Below are 17,470 nucleotides of genomic sequence, written 5' to 3'. Positions count from 1 at the left end.
AGACCAGGAGGCGCGAGCCGACATGACCGACACCGCTCACCGACCGCAGGCCCTCACGGTCGGCGAACCCCGCGCCTCCGACCGGGTGGCGTCGCTGCTGGCCGAGATGACCCTCGACGAGAAGCTCGCCCAGCTGGTCGGCTGGTGGGTCGACCAGGGCGCGGAGAACGTCGCCCCGATGCAGGGCGAGATGGCGACGTCGGGCGACTACGTCGAGGCGACCCGACACGGGCTCGGGCACCTGACGCGGGTCTACGGGACGCGGCCGGTGGACCCCGTCGAGCGCGCCTCCTGGTTGTGGCGCGAACAGCGCCGCCTGCGGGACGAGACCCGACTGGGCATCCCCGCGCTGGTGCACGAGGAGTGCCTGACCGGCCTCGCCGCCTGGCAGGCCGCGACGTTCCCGACGCCGCTCGCCTGGGGCGCGTCGTTCGATCCCGAGCTGGTCGAGGAGATGGCCCGGCTGATCGGCGGGTCCATGCGCGACCTCGGCGTGCACCAGGGTCTCGCGCCCGTGCTCGACGTCATCCGTGACACCCGCTGGGGTCGGGTCGACGAGTGCATCGCCGAGGACCCCTACGTCGTCGGCACCATCGGCACCGCCTACGTGAAGGGGCTGCAGGCGGCCGGCGTGCACGCGACGCTCAAGCACTTCGTCGGCTACTCGACCTCGGCCGCGGGGCGCAACCACGCACCGGCTCAGGTCGGACCGCGGTTCGTCGAGGACGTGCTGCTGCCGCCCTTCGAGATGGCCGTGCTCGACGGCGGGGTGCGGTCGGTGATGAACTCGTACGCCGAGATCGACGGGGTTCCGGTCGCCGGGACGCCGTCGTACCTGACCGAGGTGCTGCGCCGCAGGTGGGGGTTCGACGGCGTGGTCGTGTCGGACTACTTCTCGGTGGCGTTCCTGCAGGTGATGCACGCCGTCGCGGCCGACCGGGGCGAGGCCGCCGCGCTGGCCCTCGAGGCCGGCATCGACGTCGAGCTGCCCACCGGTGACGCCTACCTCGCGCCCCTCGCCGAGCGGGTGCGGGCCGGAGACGTGGACGAGGCGCTGGTCGACCGGGCGGTGATCCGCGTGCTCGCCGAGAAGGAGGAGCTCGGGCTGCTCGACGAGACGTTCGAGACGGCGCCGCCGACCGCGATCGACCTCGACTCGGCCGAGCACCGGGCCGTCGCGCGGCGGCTGGCCGACGAGTCGGTCGTCGTGCTGACGAACGACGGCGTGCTCCCGCTCGTGCGGGGGGCGGCGGGTGCCACCGGTGGTGCCGACGTCGCGGGGACCGGCCCGGCGTCGGTCGCGGTGGTCGGCCCGAACGGCGACAGCGCCGAGGCCCTGATGGGCTGCTACTCGTTCGTCAACCACGTGCTGGCGCACCACCCCGGCGTGCCGCTCGGCATCGACCTGCCGACCGTCGCCGCCTCCTTGCGCATCGAGCTGCCCTCCGCCGACGTCGTCGTCGAGGCCGGCTGCGACGTCGAGGGCGACGACCGGTCACGCATCGACGCGGCGGTCGAGGCCGCCCGCGCCGCCTCCGTCGCGGTCGTCGTGGTCGGCGATCGGGCCGGCCTGTTCGGCCGGGGCACCGTCGGCGAGGGCAACGACGTCGAGAGCCTGGAGCTGCCCGGGGTGCAGCGCGAGCTCGTCGAGGCCGTCGTCGCCACCGGCACGCCGACCGTCATGGTCGTGCTCTCGGGCCGGCCGTACGCCATCGGGTGGGCGGTGTCGGGTGCGGGGGCGCCCGCCGCCGTCGTCCAGGCGTTCTTCCCGGGGGAGGAGGGCGGGGCCGCCGTCGCCGGCGTCCTGACCGGCAGCGTCGAGCCGTCCGGGCACCTGCCCGTGTCGTTGCCGCGGTCGGCCGGCGCGCAGCCGTTCTCGTACCTGCACCCGGTGCTCGGCGGGCCGTCCGAGGTGACGAGCGCCGACAGCACGCCGGTGCTGCCCTTCGGCCACGGGCTGTCGTACACCTCGTGGCGACGCTCCGACCTGGTCGTCGACTCGGCCGAGGTGCCGGCGGGCGGCTCGTTCGTCGCCTCGGTGACGGTCGCCAACACGGGCGACCGCCCCGGCACCGACCTCGTGCAGCTCTACGCGCACGACGTCGTCGGCTCGGTCACCCGGCCCGTCGCGCAGCTGCTCGGCTACGCGCGCGTCGCGCTCGGACCCGGTGAGGAGGCGCGGGTCGTCTTCCGCGTCCCCACCACCCGTCTGGCGCTGACCGACCGGCAGCACCGACGGGTCGTCGAGCCCGGGGACGTCGAGCTGTGGGTCGGCGGCTCGTGCGCCGAGCGGGAGACCGAGGCGACGGTGCGGCTGACGGGCGACGTGTACCCCGTGACGATCGCCGACGAGCGGATCGTGGGCGTCGAGATCGGGACGCGCGCCGGGCGCTGACCCGCGCCTCCTCGGGTGGTCGACCCGCGCCTCCTCGGGTCGCCCGGCCCGCGCCTCCTGCGCCCCGAACCCCGTTCACGAAGATGAACCCCGTTTTCTCGTGGTTCTTCTTCGTGAACGGGGTTCGTCGCGTCGTGGGGCGGCGGGAGGCGCGGCGCGGCCACCACGGTCAGGGCGCAGTAAGGCGACATGTGTAGCCTTACGGCGAGTCGCGCACGGTCGCGCGACCACTGGCCCGGCGCCGCGTCGGGCCTCACCGAACGAGAGAACCGGAGCCCGTCCCATGGAGCGTTTCACCGACAAGGTCGTCCTCATCACCGGCGGAGGGTCGGGCCTCGGCCGGGCCGCCGCCGTCCGCGTCGCGAGCGAGGGCGCGAAGCTCGCCCTCGTCGACGTCTCGGAGAAGGGCCTCGCCGACTCGCAGGCCGCCGTGCTCGAGGCCGTCCCCGGGGCCGAGGTGGTGACCGTCGTCGCCGACGTGTCGAGCGAGGACGACGTCGCGCGCTACGTGTCGGCGACGGTCGAGCGCTTCGGGCGCATCGACGCGTTCTTCAACAACGCCGGCATCGAGGGCAAGCAGAACCTCACCGAGCGGTTCGGCGCCGACGAGTTCGACAAGGTCGTCTCGATCAACCTGCGCGGGGTGTTCCTCGGTCTCGAGAAGGTGCTCGGCGTCATGCGGTCGCAGGGCGACGGCGGTGCCGTGGTCAACACCGCCAGCGTCGGCGGCATCCGCGGCGTCGGCAACCAGTCGGGCTACGCCGCGGCCAAGCACGGCGTCGTCGGCCTGACCCGCAACTCGGCCGTCGAATACGGCGAGTTCGGCATCCGCGTCAACGCGATCGCCCCCGGCGCCATCTGGACGCCCATGGTCGAGGCCTCGATGCGTCAGATCGACGCCGAGAACCCCGAGAAGGCCGCCGAGCAGTTCATCCAGATCAACCCGACCAAGCGCTACGGCAAGGCCGACGAGATCGCCTCGGTCGTCGCCTTCCTGCTGTCGGACGACGCCACCTACGTCAACGCGGCCGTCGTGCCCATCGACGGCGGGCAGTCCGCCAAGTACTGAGGCACCCCGCCGGCCCGCACCTCCGCCGGTCGCCGACCCGCGCCTCCTGCCGCCTCGCACCCGGTTCCGAACCATGCACCCCGTTCCTTCTGGGTGCATGGTTCGGAACCGGGTTCTTCGTCGCGCTGCGGGCCGGGCAGGGGGCGGCACCGGGCCGGCAAGAAGGCCACCGGGCCGGCGCGGAGGTCCAGAGCAGGAGGCGCGCCGCGCGTCAGCCGGTCGACTCGCGTTCGTGCACGCGCACGGCTCCGTAGGTCACGCCCGCCGAGGTCGAGCCCCCGATCGCGTCGACCAGGTGCTGGGCGGCCGCCCGGCCGAGCTGTTCGAGGTTCATGTCCACGCTGGTCAGCGTCGGGCGTGACTCGCGGACGAGGACGTCCCAGTTGTCGAAGCCGATGACGGCGACGTCGCCCGGCACCGACCGGCCCTCGTCGCGCAGCGCGTCGAGCACGCCGCGGGCGATGTGGTCGCTGCCCGCGACGATCGCGTCGACGGTCTCGTCGCCCCGGACGAGGAGGCGCGCGCAGTCCCGCCCCCAGGCCTCGCCCCACTGCCCGTACAACGAGGCACCGCCGACGAGCTCGAGCCCGGCGGCCTGCGTGGCGGCCAGCACCCCCGCCGCCCGGTCGCGTGAGGCGGCGTAAGACGACTCGCCGTTCACGAGCGCGATGCGCCGCCGACCCTTGGCGATGAGGTGCTCGGCGGCGAGACGGCCGGCCTGCACGTTGTCGGGGGTGAAGGACGCGTCGGTCGGGTCGGTCGACGGCGCGTAGACGTAGACCACCGGCACGTCGGCGAGGACGGGAGCCGGGGGGCGGGGGTTGGTGGTGCGGCCCACGATCAGGAGCCCGTCGACGCGTCGGGTGAGCAGGTTCTGCAGGTGCAACTGCTCACGCAGGGCGTCGTCGCGGGCGTCGGCCAGCAGCACCGAGAGCGACCCCGAGCCGAAGGCGTCCTCGGCGCCGAGCAGCACGGGCAGGACGAAACGGTTGTCGAGGTCGCTCGTGACCATGCCGATCGTGCCGGTGCGCTGGGAGTTGAGGGCCTGGGCGAAGAAGTTCGGGGTGAACGACAGGGCGGCGGCGGCCTCTCGCACCTTGACGCGCGTGCTCTCGCGCACCTGGGCCCGCCCGTTGAGGGCCTTCGACGCGGTCGCCACCGAGACGCCGGCGGCCCGGGCCACGTCCGCGAGCGTGACGGGCGCCCCCGTCCCTCGACCACCGCTGCTCGTACCCATGTAGCGAAAATAGTTCACGAACGTGTTGACAAGCAACTGTGGCAAATGTAGCTTTCAACCCGAAACCGGTTTCGGTTACAACTTCTCGACGACGAGACGGTCGCGCACCGGCATCCCCCTGCACCGCGCGGCGCTCTCCGAACGAGGAACCCGCAGCATTCAGAGAGGAATTCCTGTGATCTCGTTCATCCGCAGCAAGAAGACGGCCGTCGCCGTCGTGGGTCTGGCCGCCGTGTCGCTCGCCCTGACCGGGTGTGCCGGTGGCTCGTCGGGCGGCAGCAGCTCGGCCCCGTCGGGGACGTACACCTTCTGGGACCCGTACCCGCAGTTCGACGACTCGTCCGACTGGGCGAAGCTGGTGCAGGCCTGTGGCACCGAGGCCGGCGTCACCGTCGAACGCACCGGCTACGACACCTCCGACCTGACGAGCAAGGCCCTCCTCGCCGGCCAGCAGGGCAACTCGCCCGACCTGCTGCTCGTCGACAACCCCGTCGTCTCGACGCTGGCCGAGGCGGGCCTGCTGACCGACACCGACGAGACCGGTGCCGTCACCTCGGACATCGAGCAGAACATCCTCGCGGCCGGACAGATCGACGGTGCGACGTACGGGGTGCCCATCGGCGCCAACACCCTGGCGCTGTACTACAACAAGACCGTCCTCGACGCGGCGGGCGTCGACCCCGCGTCGATCACCGACTGGGACACCCTGACCTCGGCCCTCGAGAAGGTCTCGGCCTCCGGCGGGAAGGGGATCACCTTCTCGGCCATCGGCACAGAAGAAGGAAGCTTCCAGTTCTTGCCCTGGTACTGGGGGTCCGGTGCCGAGCTGACCGACCTCTCGTCCGACGACGCCGTGTCGGCGCTCGACCTCTGGACCGGGTGGGTCGAGGACGGCTACGCCCCGAACTCGGTCATCGGCAACACGCAGACCACGAGCTGGCAGGAGTTCCTCACGGGGGAGTACGCCTTCGGCGAGAACGGCACCTGGCAACTGGCCGGCGTCAAGGACTCGGGCATCGACTACGGCATCATCTCGATCCCCGCGAAGGACGGAGGCGCGGCACCGGCCCCCACGGGCGGTGAGTTCCTGACGGTCCCCGTCCAGAGCGACGACGCCCGGTACGACGTCAGCGAGAAGATCCGGGCGTGCCTGACGAGCACCGACAACCTCGTGGCCACCGACACGACCCTGTCGTACGTCGCGCCGACGAAGGACGCGCAGGAGCAGCAGGTGCAGGCCGACCCCGACCTCGAACCGTGGGTCACCGCCGTCGGCGATGCCAAGGGGCGCACGAGCGACGACCTCGGCACCGAGTACCCGAAGATCTCGGAGCAGCTCTGGAAGGCCGTCCAGAACAGCCTCAGCGGGTCGTCGTCGGCCCAGGACGCCCTCGACGAGGCCCAGCAGGCCGCCGAGTCGGCCACGAAGTGACCGTCCGGGACGAGCGACCATGAGCACCGTCATCCTCGAACGTCGCGAGGCCGTGCCCGACGGACGGTCGGGCGGGACGCACGTCCCGCCCGCCGGCCCCGGCCGCCCGAGGCGTCGCCGTCGCCCCGACGCGGGCCAGCTGACCGCCTGGGCCTTCATCGCCCCGGTCGTCCTCTACCTGGCGGTCTTCTACGCCTACCCGTTGATCCGCAACGTCGACCTGTCGGTCCGCGACTACACCGTGCGGTCGTTCATCGACGGCACGGCACCGTTCATCGGGTTCGAGAACTTCACCGACGTCTTCGCCAGCCCGACGTTCGGCCCGGCCCTCGTCAACACGCTGCTGTTCACGGGCGTCTCGATCGCGTTCCAGTTCTCGATCGGCATGGCACTCGCGGTCTTCTTCTTCCAGAGGTTCCCGCTGTCGTCGACGTTGCGCGCGTTGTTCCTCGTGCCGTGGCTGCTGCCGCTGATCGTCAGCGCGTCGACCTGGTCCTGGATGCTCAACAGCGAGAGCGGCGTCGTCAACTCGGTCATCGAGACCTTCGGCGGCAGCCAGGTCAACTGGCTCACCTCTCCGCAGTGGGCGTTGACGAGCGTGATCGTCGCCAACATCTGGATCGGCATCCCGTTCAACCTGGTCATCCTCTACAGCGGCCTGCAGAACATCTCGGGTGACCTCTACGAAGCGGCGGCGCTCGACGGCGCGAACGCCTGGCAGAAGTTCTGGCGCATCACGTTCCCGCTGCTGCGCCCGGTGTCGGCCATCACCATCCTGCTCGGCCTCGTCTACACGCTGAAGGTCTTCGACATCATCTGGATCATGACCCGGGGCGGCCCGGGCGACGCCTCGACCACCTTCGCCATCTGGTCGTACCAGTTGGGCTTCGGCTCGACCCTCCCGACCTTCGGCCCCGCGGCCGCCGTCGGCAACCTGCTGATCGTGATGGCCCTGATCTGCGGATTCGTCTACCTGCGCGTGCAGAGGAAGCAGAGTCGGTCATGAGCGTCATCACCCGGACCCCCGCCCCGCGATCGGACGTGCGCCGCGCCTCCTCGCGGCGGGCCGGCCGGCGCAGCCTGGCCACGACCGTCCTCGGCGTCGTCTTCACGGCGATCATGTTGTTCCCCATTTACTGGATGATCAACGTCTCGCTGACGCCGACGGCGCAGATGCGGCAGAGCCCGCCGTCGTGGTTCCCGACGAATCCGACGCTCGACGGCTACTCGGCCGTCGTGTCCGAGCAGCTGCCCTACCTCGGCACGAGCCTGCTGGTCGGGCTCGGCACCGTCGTCGTGACGGTCGCCCTGTCGGCACCGGCCGCGTACTCGCTCGCCAAGCTGCGGCCCAAGGGGGGAGGCGCGCTCAGCTTCGTCCTGCTGGTCGCGCAGATGATCCCCCAGGTCATCATGGCGATGGGCTTCTACGCGATCTACCTCAACCTCGGCATCCTCAACGAGTGGTGGGGTCTCGTGATCGCCGACTCGACGCTCGCGGTGCCGTTCGGCGTGCTGATCTTCACCGCGTTCATGAGCGGCATCCCCGACGAGTTGCTGAGCGCCGCGAAGCTCGACGGGGCCGGCTCGTGGCGGACCTTCGTCTCGGTGGTGCTTCCGGTCAGCCGCAACTCGGCCGTCACCGTCGGGCTGTTCGCGTTCTTGTGGGCCTGGTCGGACTTCGTCTTCTCGTCGACGCTCAACAGCGGCGGCTCGGCCCAGACCATCACCCTCGGCATCTACCGCTACATCGGCAACAACAACCAGGAGTGGAACTCGATCATGGCGACCGCCGTGGTCGCGTCGATCCCCGCCACCGTCCTGCTCGTCGTCGCCCAGCGGTACGTCGCCGCCGGCGTCACCGCCGGTGCCGTCAAGGACTGAGCCGGCCTCCCCGAGCCGACAGCGCCTGGCCGACAGGACCGAACCGACATGACCACCACACATCCCGCGAGGAGCACGCCCGTGACCACCATCCACACCTCGACCGCACCGTTCTCGGGCCCGGTCCGGCCCGGCCGGTCGACCCTGACCCCGCTCGACTCGTCCGAGATCCGCCTGACCGGCGGGTACTGGGCCGAGAAGCAACGCCTGAACGCCGACGTCGTGCTGCGCCACTGCGAGGACTGGATGGAGCGCATCGGCTGGACGGGCAACTTCGACCGGGCCGCGTCCCATCAGGCCGGCTGGGTGCACGCCGGCATCGAGTTCGTCGACAGCGAGGTCTACAAGCTGCTCGAGGGCATGGCGTGGGAGCTCGGCCGATCGCACGACGCCGACCTCTCGTCGCGCTACGACCAGCTGGTGTACCGGGTCGCCTCGGCGCAGGACGACGACGGCTACCTGCACACCAGCTTCGGTCGTCCCTGGCAGCCCGCCCGCTACTCGAACCTCGAATGGGGCCACGAGCTCTACAGCTTCGGCCACCTCCTCCAGGCGGCCGTCGCGGCCGAGAGGACCGGCATCGAGAGCGCCCTGGTCGACGTCGCCCGCCGCCTGGCCGACCACCTCTGGGTCGAGTTCGGGCCCGACGGGCGGGTGGCGGTCTGCGGGCACCCCGAGATCGAGGTCGCGCTCGTCGAGTTCGGCCGCGCCCTCGACGAGCCCCGCTACGTCGAGCTCGCGCGCCTCTTCGTCGAGCGCCGCGGCCGCGGCCTGCTGGCGCCGATCGAGTACGGCCAGGAGTACTTCCAGGACGACGTGCCGGTGCGGGAGGCCGAGGTGCTGCGCGGGCACGCGGTGCGGGCGTTGTACCTGGCGGCCGGGGCCCTCGACGTGGCCGTCGAGACCGGCGACGACGAACTCGCCGACGCCGTCCGGCGGCAGTGGGAGGCGACCGTCGCGCGCCGCACGTACGTCACCGGCGGGATGGGCTCGCACCACCAGGACGAGGCGTACGGTGCCGACTTCGAGCTTCCGCCGGATCGCGCCTACTCGGAGACCTGCGCCGGCATCGCCTCGAACATGCTGTCGTGGCGCCTGCTGCTGCAGGACGGCGACCCGCGCTACGCGGACCTGATCGAACGCACGCTGTTCAACAACGTGATGGCCTCGCCCCGCGAGGACGGGCGTGCCTTCTTCTACACGAACACGTTGCACCAGCGCACCGACGGCGTCGCCCCCGACGAGGACGAGCTGAACGCCCGCGCCCTGTCGAGCCTCCGGGCGCCCTGGTTCGAGGTCTCGTGCTGCCCGACGAACGTCGCCCGCACGCTCGCGAGCGTCGAGTCGACCTTCGCGACCAAGACGCCGGCCGGGCTGCAGGTGCACCAGTACGGCGAGTACGACGTCGACACCGCCCTTTCCGACGGCACGCCGATCGCCCTGTCGGTGCGCAGCGGCTACCCCTACGACGGCGCGGTCCGCATCACCTGGCGCGACGACACGCGACGCGAGGTCGACCTCGACCTGCGCATTCCCTCGTGGGCGGGCTCGGCACGCATCGAGGCGCCCGGCCAGGCACCGTCCGTGCGGGACGGACGCTCGACGACCGTCCGGGGCCGGTTCGCGGCGGGCGACGTCGTCACGGTCGACCTGCCGATGCAAGCCCGGTGGAGCCTGCCCGACCCTCGGATCGACGCGGTGCGCGGCCAGGTCGCCGTTCAGCGCGGCCCGCTCGTGCTGGCGCTCGAGTCGACCGACCTGCCCGACGGCGACGTCAACGACGTGGTCGTCGACACCTCGGTCGAACCGGTGACCACCGAGTGGGGTGCCACGGTCGAGGTGTCACGTCTGGCCGCGGCCACCGCCGACTGGCCGTACGGCGAGCCCGTCGACGCGACCGGCCCGCTCGGCGCGGTCGCCCTCGTGCCCTACGCCACCTGGGCGAACCGCGGGCCGTCGACCATGAGGGTCTGGCTGCCCATCGCCCGGGTCGAGGGCTGACCCGCGCCTCCTGACGTCCCGCCCGTGAGGGCGGTGCGACCCGGTTCCATCCCTCGAAGAAAGCAAAGGAGCTTCTCTGTGAACCGAACGAAGATCACGACGGGACTGCTGGCGGCGACGGCGGTCCTCGCGGCGCTCGTCGCACCGGCGGCACCCGCAGAAGCGGCGGGCAACACGCTCGTCGTCGACGCCTCGACGAGCATCAGGCCCGTCACCCACGTCGGAGCCGGGGGGCTGTACGCCGTGGCGTCCGACACGACGCCGGCCCCTGGTCTGCTGACGCCGTTGCGGCTGAAGCAGCACACGCAGCCCGCTCCCGGCGTGCAGCAGCTCGGCAACGGTGCCACCGTGCCGACCGGCGACGTGCTGAAGACGGCGAACGCGTTCACCCGCGACGGTGCACAGTCGTACGCCCGCATGCCCGACGTCTACCCGGACTTCCCGTACCGCTGGATCAGCTGGCAGGACTGGACGCAGAAGATCGACACGATGGTCGGGGCCCGGGTCGCCGCGGCGGGCACGACGAACATCAACGGCTGGGAGCTGTGGAACGAGCCCGACGGCACCTGGGACACCGCGAAGGCGGGCCCGTTCCTCGACGGGTGGACCCGGACCTACCGCCAGGTGAAGCTGCAGGACACGGTGACGCCGATCGTGGGTCCGAGCTACAGCCGCTACTACCCCGACCGCATGCGCGAGTTCATGGCCAGGGCGAAGGCCGACGGCACCCTGCCGGACGTCGTCGTCTGGCACGAACTGGACGACGGCGGGTGGGCCGACGTCGACGAGCACGTGGCCGACTACCGATCGATCGAGCGTGACCTCGGCATCAGCCCGCGTCCGATCTCGATCAACGAATACGGTTCGCCGAACCAGGTCGACACCCCCAGCGTCGCGGCCCACTTCATCGCGCAGTTCGAGCGCACCGGCATCAAGGACGCCGAACGCGCGTACTGGTACGAATCCGGGACGGTCGGGGGACTCGTGTGGAACAACGCTCCGACCGGGTCGTACTGGCTCTACAAGTGGTACGGCGAGATGGCGGGCTCCATGGTCGACGTGACGCCCTCGGGCGATCTCGACGGGTTCGCCTCGTACGACTCGACCCGCGGGATCGTCAACGTCGCGTTCGGCGGGACGTTCGGTGACAACGCCGTACAGGTCAAGGGACTGGCCGGTCTCGGGTCGCAGGTGAGGGTGACGGTGAACTACACGCCGCGCTCGGGACGCATGGCGAACGTCGCTGCACCGACCCAGCTGTCGAGTACCACCGTCGGCGTCGTGAACGGGGCCGTCACCGTCCCCATCCCGAACCAGGACTACCTCGGCGCCTACCAGGTGGTCGTCACGCCCGCCTCGGGCCCGGCCACGAGCTACCAGCAGACCTACGAGGCCGAGAACGCGACGGTGGTCAACGCGTCGATCCTGTCGTCGTCCTCGGCGTCCAACTCCGGCTACGTGGGTCGCATCGACGGTCTGGGTGACGGCCGGTCGAACTCGTTCGTCGATTTCGTGGTCGAGGTGCCGACGGCCGGCAGCTACTCGTTGACGACCCGCTACGCGAACGGAGGCGCAACGACGTCGACGCAGGGCCTCGCCTTCAACGGTGGTGCGTTCTCGACGGTGTCGTACGCACCGACGGGTGGCTGGGGGCGGTTCGCCACCTCGGCGGCCACACCCGTCACGCTCAAGGCCGGGGTCAACGTGATCCGTCTGGCGAAGGGTTCTCCGAACTTCGCCGGGGGCACCGGATTCGCCGAGCTCGACTCGATCACGGTGACTCCGCGGTAGCCGCCGGTAGGCCGCCGGGCTCCTGAGAAGGCCCGGCCGCCCGACAGCTCTTCCTGTCGGGCCGGGCGGTGCGTCACGGTCCCGTGCCGTGACGCACCGCCCCTCTGTGGTCGCGACCCGCGCCTCCTGACGCTCCGGCGCCCGGGTCGCGGACCCGGCGCCGAGGACTCGGCGCCGCGGACTCGGCGCCGCGCGCGTCAGCGCAGGACGACGATCATCCGCTTCGAGACGCTGGCGGACACGTTGCCCGACCCGGCGTACGACGCGGATAGGACGTACGTGCCCCCGCGGGTGAAGGTCCCCACCGGCACGGTGACGCGTCCTGCTCCATCGGCCGAGACGGTGGCGGTGCCGACGGTCCTGCCGCCCGAGGTCACGGTCACCGTGCCGGTGGGGCGGGGGACGCCGGGGGCCGACACCGTGACCGTGACCGTCGCCGCCTTGTTCTTGGTGATCGCCGTCGTCCCGCGGGTCAGCGCGCTGGACGAGGAGGCCTTGTCGACGGTCACGCCGACGACCGCCGAGTCCGAGCCGGACTGCGTCGTCGTGGCAGGGACGAAGGAGGCGCGCAGCTGGTGGGTGCCCGCCGCGGTCGTCCCCGGCAGGGTCACCGTGGCGCGCCCGTCGGACCCGACCTTCGTGCTGCCGACGACGGCCGTGCCGTCCCGGAGCGTCACCGTCCCGCTCGGGGCCGAGCCGTCCGACGCGACGACCTGGGTGGTCGTCGTGATCGGGGTGGTCGAGCCGTGGGTCTGGCGGGTGCGGTCGACGCTCAGTCGACTGGTCGTCGTCGCGGGGGCGGTCGCGGGCGCCGGGGCCGACAGGGTCGGGGCCGGAGCGGAGGCGGGCACCTTGGCGGACCCCCCGGCGAGGCTCACGTCGAGGACCGCTCCGCCCGACGGGGTCATGGAGCGGACCGACACCGTGAAGCCGCCGTTCGCGCTGGTGAACGACTCGCCCGCGTCGAGGTGCGTGTCGCGACGGCTGGGGTCGCGCCCGGCGTCGAGGCCGACCGCCAGGGCGACGGTCGACACCGTGCTGCCCGCGAGGGTGAGCGGTCGGAGCACCCGGACGCTGCCGGTCGTCTTGTCGCTGGTGAGCGCGCAGCGCGTGAAGCCCGATCCGACGAGGGCGCAGGACGGAGAACGTCCGCCGAACTCCGGGCTGGTGGCGTCCGTCCCGGTCGCGGTGCGGTACTCGACGTAGTAGTCCTGACCGCTGACCGGGTCGACCACCTTGACGGCGCGGCCCTTCGCGGCGCCGTCGAGCGAGGCGACGGTGACCTGGCGGGTCGTGCCCGCCCCGCTGAGCGTGGTGACGTCGGTCAGGTAACCGGCGCGGACCCGCTGGACGGACGACAGGTGGGGGCGGGACGACGAGACCGAGTAGCCCATGATGTCGAGGAAGTCCCCGTACTCGAGCACGGGGCAGGAGGCGGGGGAGTCGGTCGACGTGGCGTACCGGTAGTCGCTCGCGGCCCCGTCGAACGACGTCGTGCTGCGGCACATGCCGGCACCGGCGTGGCCGAAGCCGAGGTTGTGGCCGAACTCGTGCAGCAGCACGGGGACGCCCAGCGTGTTGCCCGCTCCGTACGAGCTGAAGACCTCGCCGCCGTCGCCGCCGACCGTGCCGAACGCGGTCGCCGTCGTCCCACAGGTCTCGCGGCTCAGGACGATCAGGTGCTCGTTCGTGCCGGCCCACGCGTACCGGGCGAACCGTCCGCCGAAGGCCGACGTGTGGACCGTGTTGAGCACCGTGGCCGGGACGCACGACGCCTGGTCGAGCGACCGGGTCTCGATGCCGGCGAGCGTCACGTTCACGGTGTGACCCGACTCCGCCCACCAGTAGTCGTGCAGCTGCGTCACGGCGGCCCGGATCGAGGCGTCGTCGGGAGGCGTGGGGGAGTCGTCCGAGGTCGCGGCCGTCGCCGCGGCGACGCTGACGTACACCGGGTGGTCCGTCACCCCGGTCGTCGGCGACACGTCGTCGTCGGTCTGGGCCCTCAGCAGGGGCGCCGCGGGCACCGTCATCATGTCGCCGGACAGGTCGGCCGAGACGCCCGACGTGGCCGTCGAGGCGGCGGCCGTCGTGGTGGGGGCGGTGGCGGCCGGGGCGGGCGACGGGGTCGCGGCCTGGGCGGGGGCGGTCACCAGGACGGTGAACAGCAGGGCCGCGGCGGCGGCGGTCGCCGCGAGGCGGCGGGTCGGGAACGAGGGCATGGCGGACTCCAGGGATCTCGGAGGCGCGGACCGTCACCGAGGGACGTACGGCTCCGTCGGACGTCGGGGAACGACGGAGGTCCTGCCGCCTCGGCGGACGTCGGGGAACGCCGAGGCAGCAGGGCTCGCCGGCGGACGTCGGGGAACGCCGGAGAGGTGACGGCAACGCGCCGTCGGTGGGGGTTCATACCCACGAATGGAACTCAACCACCCTCGCCCGGTCGCCCGAACCCCCCGAACGAGTGCGTGGGGACCCCCAGAACAGGACCGTTCGGGATCTCGGCGGCCGCGCCTCCTGCCTGGGCGTCAGCCCTGACGGGCCACCGGTGGGGGTATATCGTCCGGGTATCGTTCGACCCCGTTCCACCCTCGAGAAGGAGAACACCATGAGCAGCACGTCAGCACCCGGCACCTTCGGCTTCGGCACCGGCCTCGACGGCATGTGGCAGGCCATGGAGCAGCTCCGCTCGACCTTCGACCGCCGCGAGGGCACCCGTGCCCCGCGGGGCGAGGTGCGGGCCGCGATCCTCGCGCTGCTGGCCGAACGCCCCATGCACGGCTACCAGATCATCCGCGAGATCGACGAGCGCAGCGGCGGCGACTGGAAGCCCAGCGCCGGGTCCGTCTACCCGACCCTGCAGTTGCTCTCCGACGAGGGGCTCGTCGCCGCGGAGGAGACCGACGGCCGCAAGGTCTACTCGCTCACCGAGGCCGGTCGCGCCGCCGCCGGGGTCGACCCGTCGGCTCCGTGGGAGCCCGAGCGCTCCGCCACCGGCGACCGGTTCCGCGCCCTGCCCAAGGCCGGCGTCGAGCTGGCCCGCGCCACGGCGCAGGTCGGCCGGACGGGCTCGCCCGAGCAGGTCGACGAGGCGGTGGCGGTGCTCGACGAGGCCCGTCGTCGCATCTACTCGATCCTCGCCCGAGACTGACGAGGGTGGCGTCGACCGACCCCTCCGCGTCCAGTCCTCCGGTGCGTGACCGGGCCGGTCGCGCGCGCTACCGTCGCATCCTGCGGTTCGCGTCGCGGCACCTCGCCGTCACCTGGTGGTTCGAACTCGTCCTGCCCCGCTTCGGCCTGCGGCGGCTCGCGGAGCGCACGCGTGCCCGGCGCATGCGGCGCTTCGCTCGGGGCTTCCACGCCCTGGCCCTCGACCTCGGCGGTCTGATGATCAAGGTCGGCCAGTACCTGTCGTCGCGACTCGACGTGCTGCCGCCCGAGATCACCAAAGAGCTCGAGGGGCTGCAGGACGAGGTCACGCCCGTGCCCTTCCCGGGCATCCGCGCCCTGGCCGAGGCCGAGCTGGGCCGACCCCTCGGGCAGGTCTTCGCCACCGTCGCCGAGTCGCCCATCGCCGCCGCCTCGCTCGGCCAGGCGCACCGGGCGACGCTCGGGCCCGTCGACGCCGCCGACACGGGCCTCACGGACGTCGTGCTCAAGGTGCAGCGGCCCGGCATCGACGCCGTGGTCGACGTCGACCTCGCCGCACTCCGCCGCGTCGGCGGCTGGCTCAGCCACGTCCGGCTGGTGTCCGACCGGGTCGACGCCCCCGCCCTCGTCGAGGAGTTCGCACGCACCAGCCTCGAAGAGATCGACTACCTCAACGAGGCCGCCAACTCGGCCCGCTTCGCCGCCGACTTCGCCGACGACGACCGGGTGAGCGTGCCCGACGTCGTGTGGGAGCGCACCACGCGTCGCGTCCTCGTGCTGGACGACGTCTCGGCCATCAAGATCACCGACGTCGACGCGCTCGCCGCCGCCGGCATCGACCCCGCCGAGGTCGCCCCCGTCTTCGCCGCGGTCATGTTCGACCAGCTCTTCACCCACGGGTTCTTCCACGCCGACCCGCATCCCGGCAACATCTTCGTCACGCCCGTGCCCGACGCGGTCGACGGGCAGCGACCGTGGAAGCTCACCTTCATCGACTTCGGCATGATGGGCGAGGTGCCGACGGGCACCCGGACGGGCTTGCGCAAGCTGCTGATCGCGGCGGCCTCGCGTGACGGTTCGGGCATGGTGAACGCCATGCGCGACCTCGGCGTCCTGCTGCCGAGCGCCGACACTCTCGGGCTCGAGCGGGCCGTGACCGCCACCTTCGCCCGGTTCGGCGGCATGGGGTTCGCCGAACTCCGGCAGGTCGACCCGCGGGAGTACCGCGAGTTCGCCGGGCAGTTCGGCGACCTCATCCGGTCGTTGCCGTTCCAGCTGCCCGAGGACTTCCTGCTCGTGCTGCGGGCGATGACGCTGACCTCGGGGGTCGCCAGCGCGCTCGACCCGGCGTTCAACCTGTGGGACTCGGTCGAGCCCTACGCGGCCCAGCTGATCCGCGACGAACGCGGCAACGCGGTGCAGGACGTCACGCGCCGCACCCTCGACGCCGCCACGGTGGCCGTGCGTCTGCCCGGCCGACTCGACCACCTCGTCACGCGCCTCGAGGACGGCACGCTCGAGGTGGGCAGCCCCCGGATCGAGCGCCAGTTGACCCGCATCGAGCGGACCGCCCGGCGGGTGGTCTCGGCCGTGCTCTTCGCCGCCCTGCTGATCGCGGGGGCCGTCCTGCGCAGCGGGGACGACGTGGTCGGCACGGTGCTCATGGCCACCTCGGCGGTGCCCCTGCTGCACGCGCTGCTGGCCGGCCGCGGACGCTGACCTCCGGCCGGTGCGCCCCGGCGGGGTACAGGGGGTTCCCCCTGACTGGGGACACGACGCCCCTTACCGAGTCGACGATCCCTCGGTACCGTCGCCCCATCGGCACCGTGCCGAGACGTCAGAGCCCCCTCCCGACAGGCACCACGGGGGCCTCGGCGCCCCCCACCCGAAGGACTCCCCGACATGTCCCGATCGCTCCGCCGCGCCCGCTGGACCCGCCGTGCCCGCTGGGCCGCCGTGCCCGTCGCCGTCATCGCCTCCGGCGCCATCATCTCGACGGCGTCGTACTCGGCCTTCTCGGCCACCACCTCGAACCCGACGAGCAACTGGTCGACCGGCACCGTGCAGCTCACGGACGACGATTCCGACGTCGCCCTGTTCTCGGCCTCGGGCCTGATGCCCGGTGACACCGGCACGAGGTGCATCACGGTCACCTCGACGGGCAGCCTGCCCTCGTCGGTCCGGCTCTACGGCACTGCGGCGACCACGACCAACTCGCTCTCGTCCTTCCTCGACCTGACGATCCAACAGGGGTCGGGCGCCTCCAGCGCCTCGTGTGACGGCTTCACCCCGGCGAGCCAGGGTGCGCAGGTCTTCTCGGGCACCCTCGCGGACTTCGCGAGCCAGCGGACCGGCTACGCGACCGGCGCCCCGACCTGGTCACCGGACGGGACGGCCGCCGAGTCCCGCTCGTTCAAGTTCACGTACGCGCTCAGCCAGTCGACGCCGAACACCGGTCAGGACTCGCGCGCGGCGATCGCCTTCACCTGGGAGGCCCAGACCCGCTGACGCGGGACA

General features: G+C 71.9%; 12 protein-coding genes. 10 read left to right on the top strand and 2 right to left on the bottom strand.

All coding sequences use genetic code 11. The features are described from left to right. Nucleotides 1-22: 22 nt before the first annotated feature. Both HQQ78_RS06980 and HQQ78_RS06975 read left to right on the top strand, forming a co-directional pair. On the top strand, nucleotides 23-2,395 hold the full coding sequence (locus tag HQQ78_RS06980) for a glycoside hydrolase family 3 N-terminal domain-containing protein (protein WP_173151819.1): 2,373 nt from the start codon (nucleotides 23-25) through the stop codon (nucleotides 2,393-2,395). Between the two features lie 283 nt (nucleotides 2,396-2,678). Beyond that, nucleotides 2,679-3,464: an SDR family oxidoreductase gene (locus HQQ78_RS06975; protein ID WP_173151817.1), complete on the top strand. Its 786-nt coding sequence runs from the start codon at nucleotides 2,679-2,681 to the stop codon at nucleotides 3,462-3,464. 211 nt (nucleotides 3,465-3,675) lie between these two features. Here the strand turns inward: HQQ78_RS06975 and HQQ78_RS06970 are convergent, their stop codons facing one another. Next, nucleotides 3,676-4,701 (bottom strand): LacI family DNA-binding transcriptional regulator, encoded by a 1,026-nt coding sequence (locus HQQ78_RS06970; protein ID WP_056047126.1) that lies wholly within the window; start codon nucleotides 4,699-4,701, stop codon nucleotides 3,676-3,678. 175 nt (nucleotides 4,702-4,876) lie between these two features. Here HQQ78_RS06970 and HQQ78_RS06965 point away from each other — a divergent pair, with 175 nt between their 5' ends. The 5 genes from HQQ78_RS06965 to HQQ78_RS16370 all read left to right on the top strand — a co-directional run bounded on the left by HQQ78_RS06965 (nucleotide 4,877) and on the right by HQQ78_RS16370 (nucleotide 11,806). Beyond that, nucleotides 4,877-6,133: an extracellular solute-binding protein gene (locus HQQ78_RS06965; RefSeq protein WP_371740384.1), complete on the top strand. Its 1,257-nt coding sequence runs from the start codon at nucleotides 4,877-4,879 to the stop codon at nucleotides 6,131-6,133. A 19-nt stretch (nucleotides 6,134-6,152) separates the two neighbouring features. After that, the gene (locus HQQ78_RS06960; RefSeq protein ID WP_173151815.1) at nucleotides 6,153-7,139 is read left to right on the top strand and encodes a carbohydrate ABC transporter permease; all 987 of its coding nucleotides are present in this window, start codon (nucleotides 6,153-6,155) and stop codon (nucleotides 7,137-7,139) included. 113 nt (nucleotides 7,140-7,252) lie between these two features. Next, nucleotides 7,253-8,014 (top strand): carbohydrate ABC transporter permease, encoded by a 762-nt coding sequence (locus HQQ78_RS06955; protein ID WP_254065120.1) that lies wholly within the window; start codon nucleotides 7,253-7,255, stop codon nucleotides 8,012-8,014. 48 nt (nucleotides 8,015-8,062) lie between these two features. Further along, a complete protein-coding gene (locus HQQ78_RS06950; protein WP_173151810.1) occupies nucleotides 8,063-10,015 on the top strand; it encodes a beta-L-arabinofuranosidase domain-containing protein in 1,953 nt (650 codons plus the stop codon). 78 nt (nucleotides 10,016-10,093) lie between these two features. Further along, on the top strand, nucleotides 10,094-11,806 hold the full coding sequence (locus HQQ78_RS16370) for a CBM35 domain-containing protein (protein WP_371740383.1): 1,713 nt from the start codon (nucleotides 10,094-10,096) through the stop codon (nucleotides 11,804-11,806). Between the two features lie 197 nt (nucleotides 11,807-12,003). Here HQQ78_RS16370 and HQQ78_RS06940 read toward each other — a convergent pair whose 3' ends face one another. Then, nucleotides 12,004-14,025 carry an Ig-like domain repeat protein gene (locus HQQ78_RS06940; RefSeq protein ID WP_173151808.1) on the bottom strand — a complete coding sequence of 674 codons (2,022 nt, stop codon included), beginning with the start codon at nucleotides 14,023-14,025 and terminating at the stop codon, nucleotides 12,004-12,006. Nucleotides 14,026-14,411: 386 nt separating this feature from the next. Between HQQ78_RS06940 and HQQ78_RS06935 the strand changes: the two genes are divergently transcribed. From HQQ78_RS06935 to HQQ78_RS06925, 3 genes are all read left to right on the top strand, one after another. Next, nucleotides 14,412-14,954 carry a PadR family transcriptional regulator gene (locus tag HQQ78_RS06935; RefSeq protein WP_056047119.1) on the top strand — a complete coding sequence of 181 codons (543 nt, stop codon included), beginning with the start codon at nucleotides 14,412-14,414 and terminating at the stop codon, nucleotides 14,952-14,954. A gap of 41 nt (nucleotides 14,955-14,995) precedes the next feature. Beyond that, nucleotides 14,996-16,672 carry an ABC1 kinase family protein gene (locus HQQ78_RS06930; protein ID WP_371740382.1) on the top strand — a complete coding sequence of 559 codons (1,677 nt, stop codon included), beginning with the start codon at nucleotides 14,996-14,998 and terminating at the stop codon, nucleotides 16,670-16,672. 183 nt (nucleotides 16,673-16,855) lie between these two features. Then, nucleotides 16,856-17,461, top strand: coding sequence for a hypothetical protein (locus tag HQQ78_RS06925; RefSeq protein ID WP_056047117.1), 606 nt, complete (start codon nucleotides 16,856-16,858; stop codon nucleotides 17,459-17,461). The last annotated feature ends 9 nt before the right edge of the window (nucleotides 17,462-17,470 follow it).

The organism is Frigoribacterium sp. VKM Ac-2859, from assembly GCF_013204925.1.
Classification (GTDB): domain Bacteria; phylum Actinomycetota; class Actinomycetes; order Actinomycetales; family Microbacteriaceae; genus Frigoribacterium.
Note: the sequence above shows the minus strand (reverse complement) of the source record. Positions and strands in the feature narration are given on the sequence as shown.

Excerpts from the sequence above, each read along its gene's own strand:
- HQQ78_RS06980 (WP_173151819.1), top strand. The coding sequence starts at position 23 with ATGACCGACACCGCTCACCGACCGCAGGCCCTCACGGTCGGCGAACCC.
- HQQ78_RS06975 (WP_173151817.1), top strand. The coding sequence starts at position 2,679 with ATGGAGCGTTTCACCGACAAGGTCGTCCTCATCACCGGCGGAGGGTCG.
- HQQ78_RS06970 (WP_056047126.1), bottom strand. The coding sequence starts at position 4,701 with ATGGGTACGAGCAGCGGTGGTCGAGGGACGGGGGCGCCCGTCACGCTC.
- HQQ78_RS06960 (WP_173151815.1), top strand. The coding sequence starts at position 6,153 with ATGAGCACCGTCATCCTCGAACGTCGCGAGGCCGTGCCCGACGGACGG.
- HQQ78_RS06955 (WP_254065120.1), top strand. The coding sequence starts at position 7,253 with ATGTTGTTCCCCATTTACTGGATGATCAACGTCTCGCTGACGCCGACG.
- HQQ78_RS06950 (WP_173151810.1), top strand. The coding sequence starts at position 8,063 with ATGACCACCACACATCCCGCGAGGAGCACGCCCGTGACCACCATCCAC.
- HQQ78_RS06940 (WP_173151808.1), bottom strand. The coding sequence starts at position 14,025 with ATGCCCTCGTTCCCGACCCGCCGCCTCGCGGCGACCGCCGCCGCCGCG.
- HQQ78_RS06935 (WP_056047119.1), top strand. The coding sequence starts at position 14,412 with ATGAGCAGCACGTCAGCACCCGGCACCTTCGGCTTCGGCACCGGCCTC.
- HQQ78_RS06925 (WP_056047117.1), top strand. The coding sequence starts at position 16,856 with ATGTCCCGATCGCTCCGCCGCGCCCGCTGGACCCGCCGTGCCCGCTGG.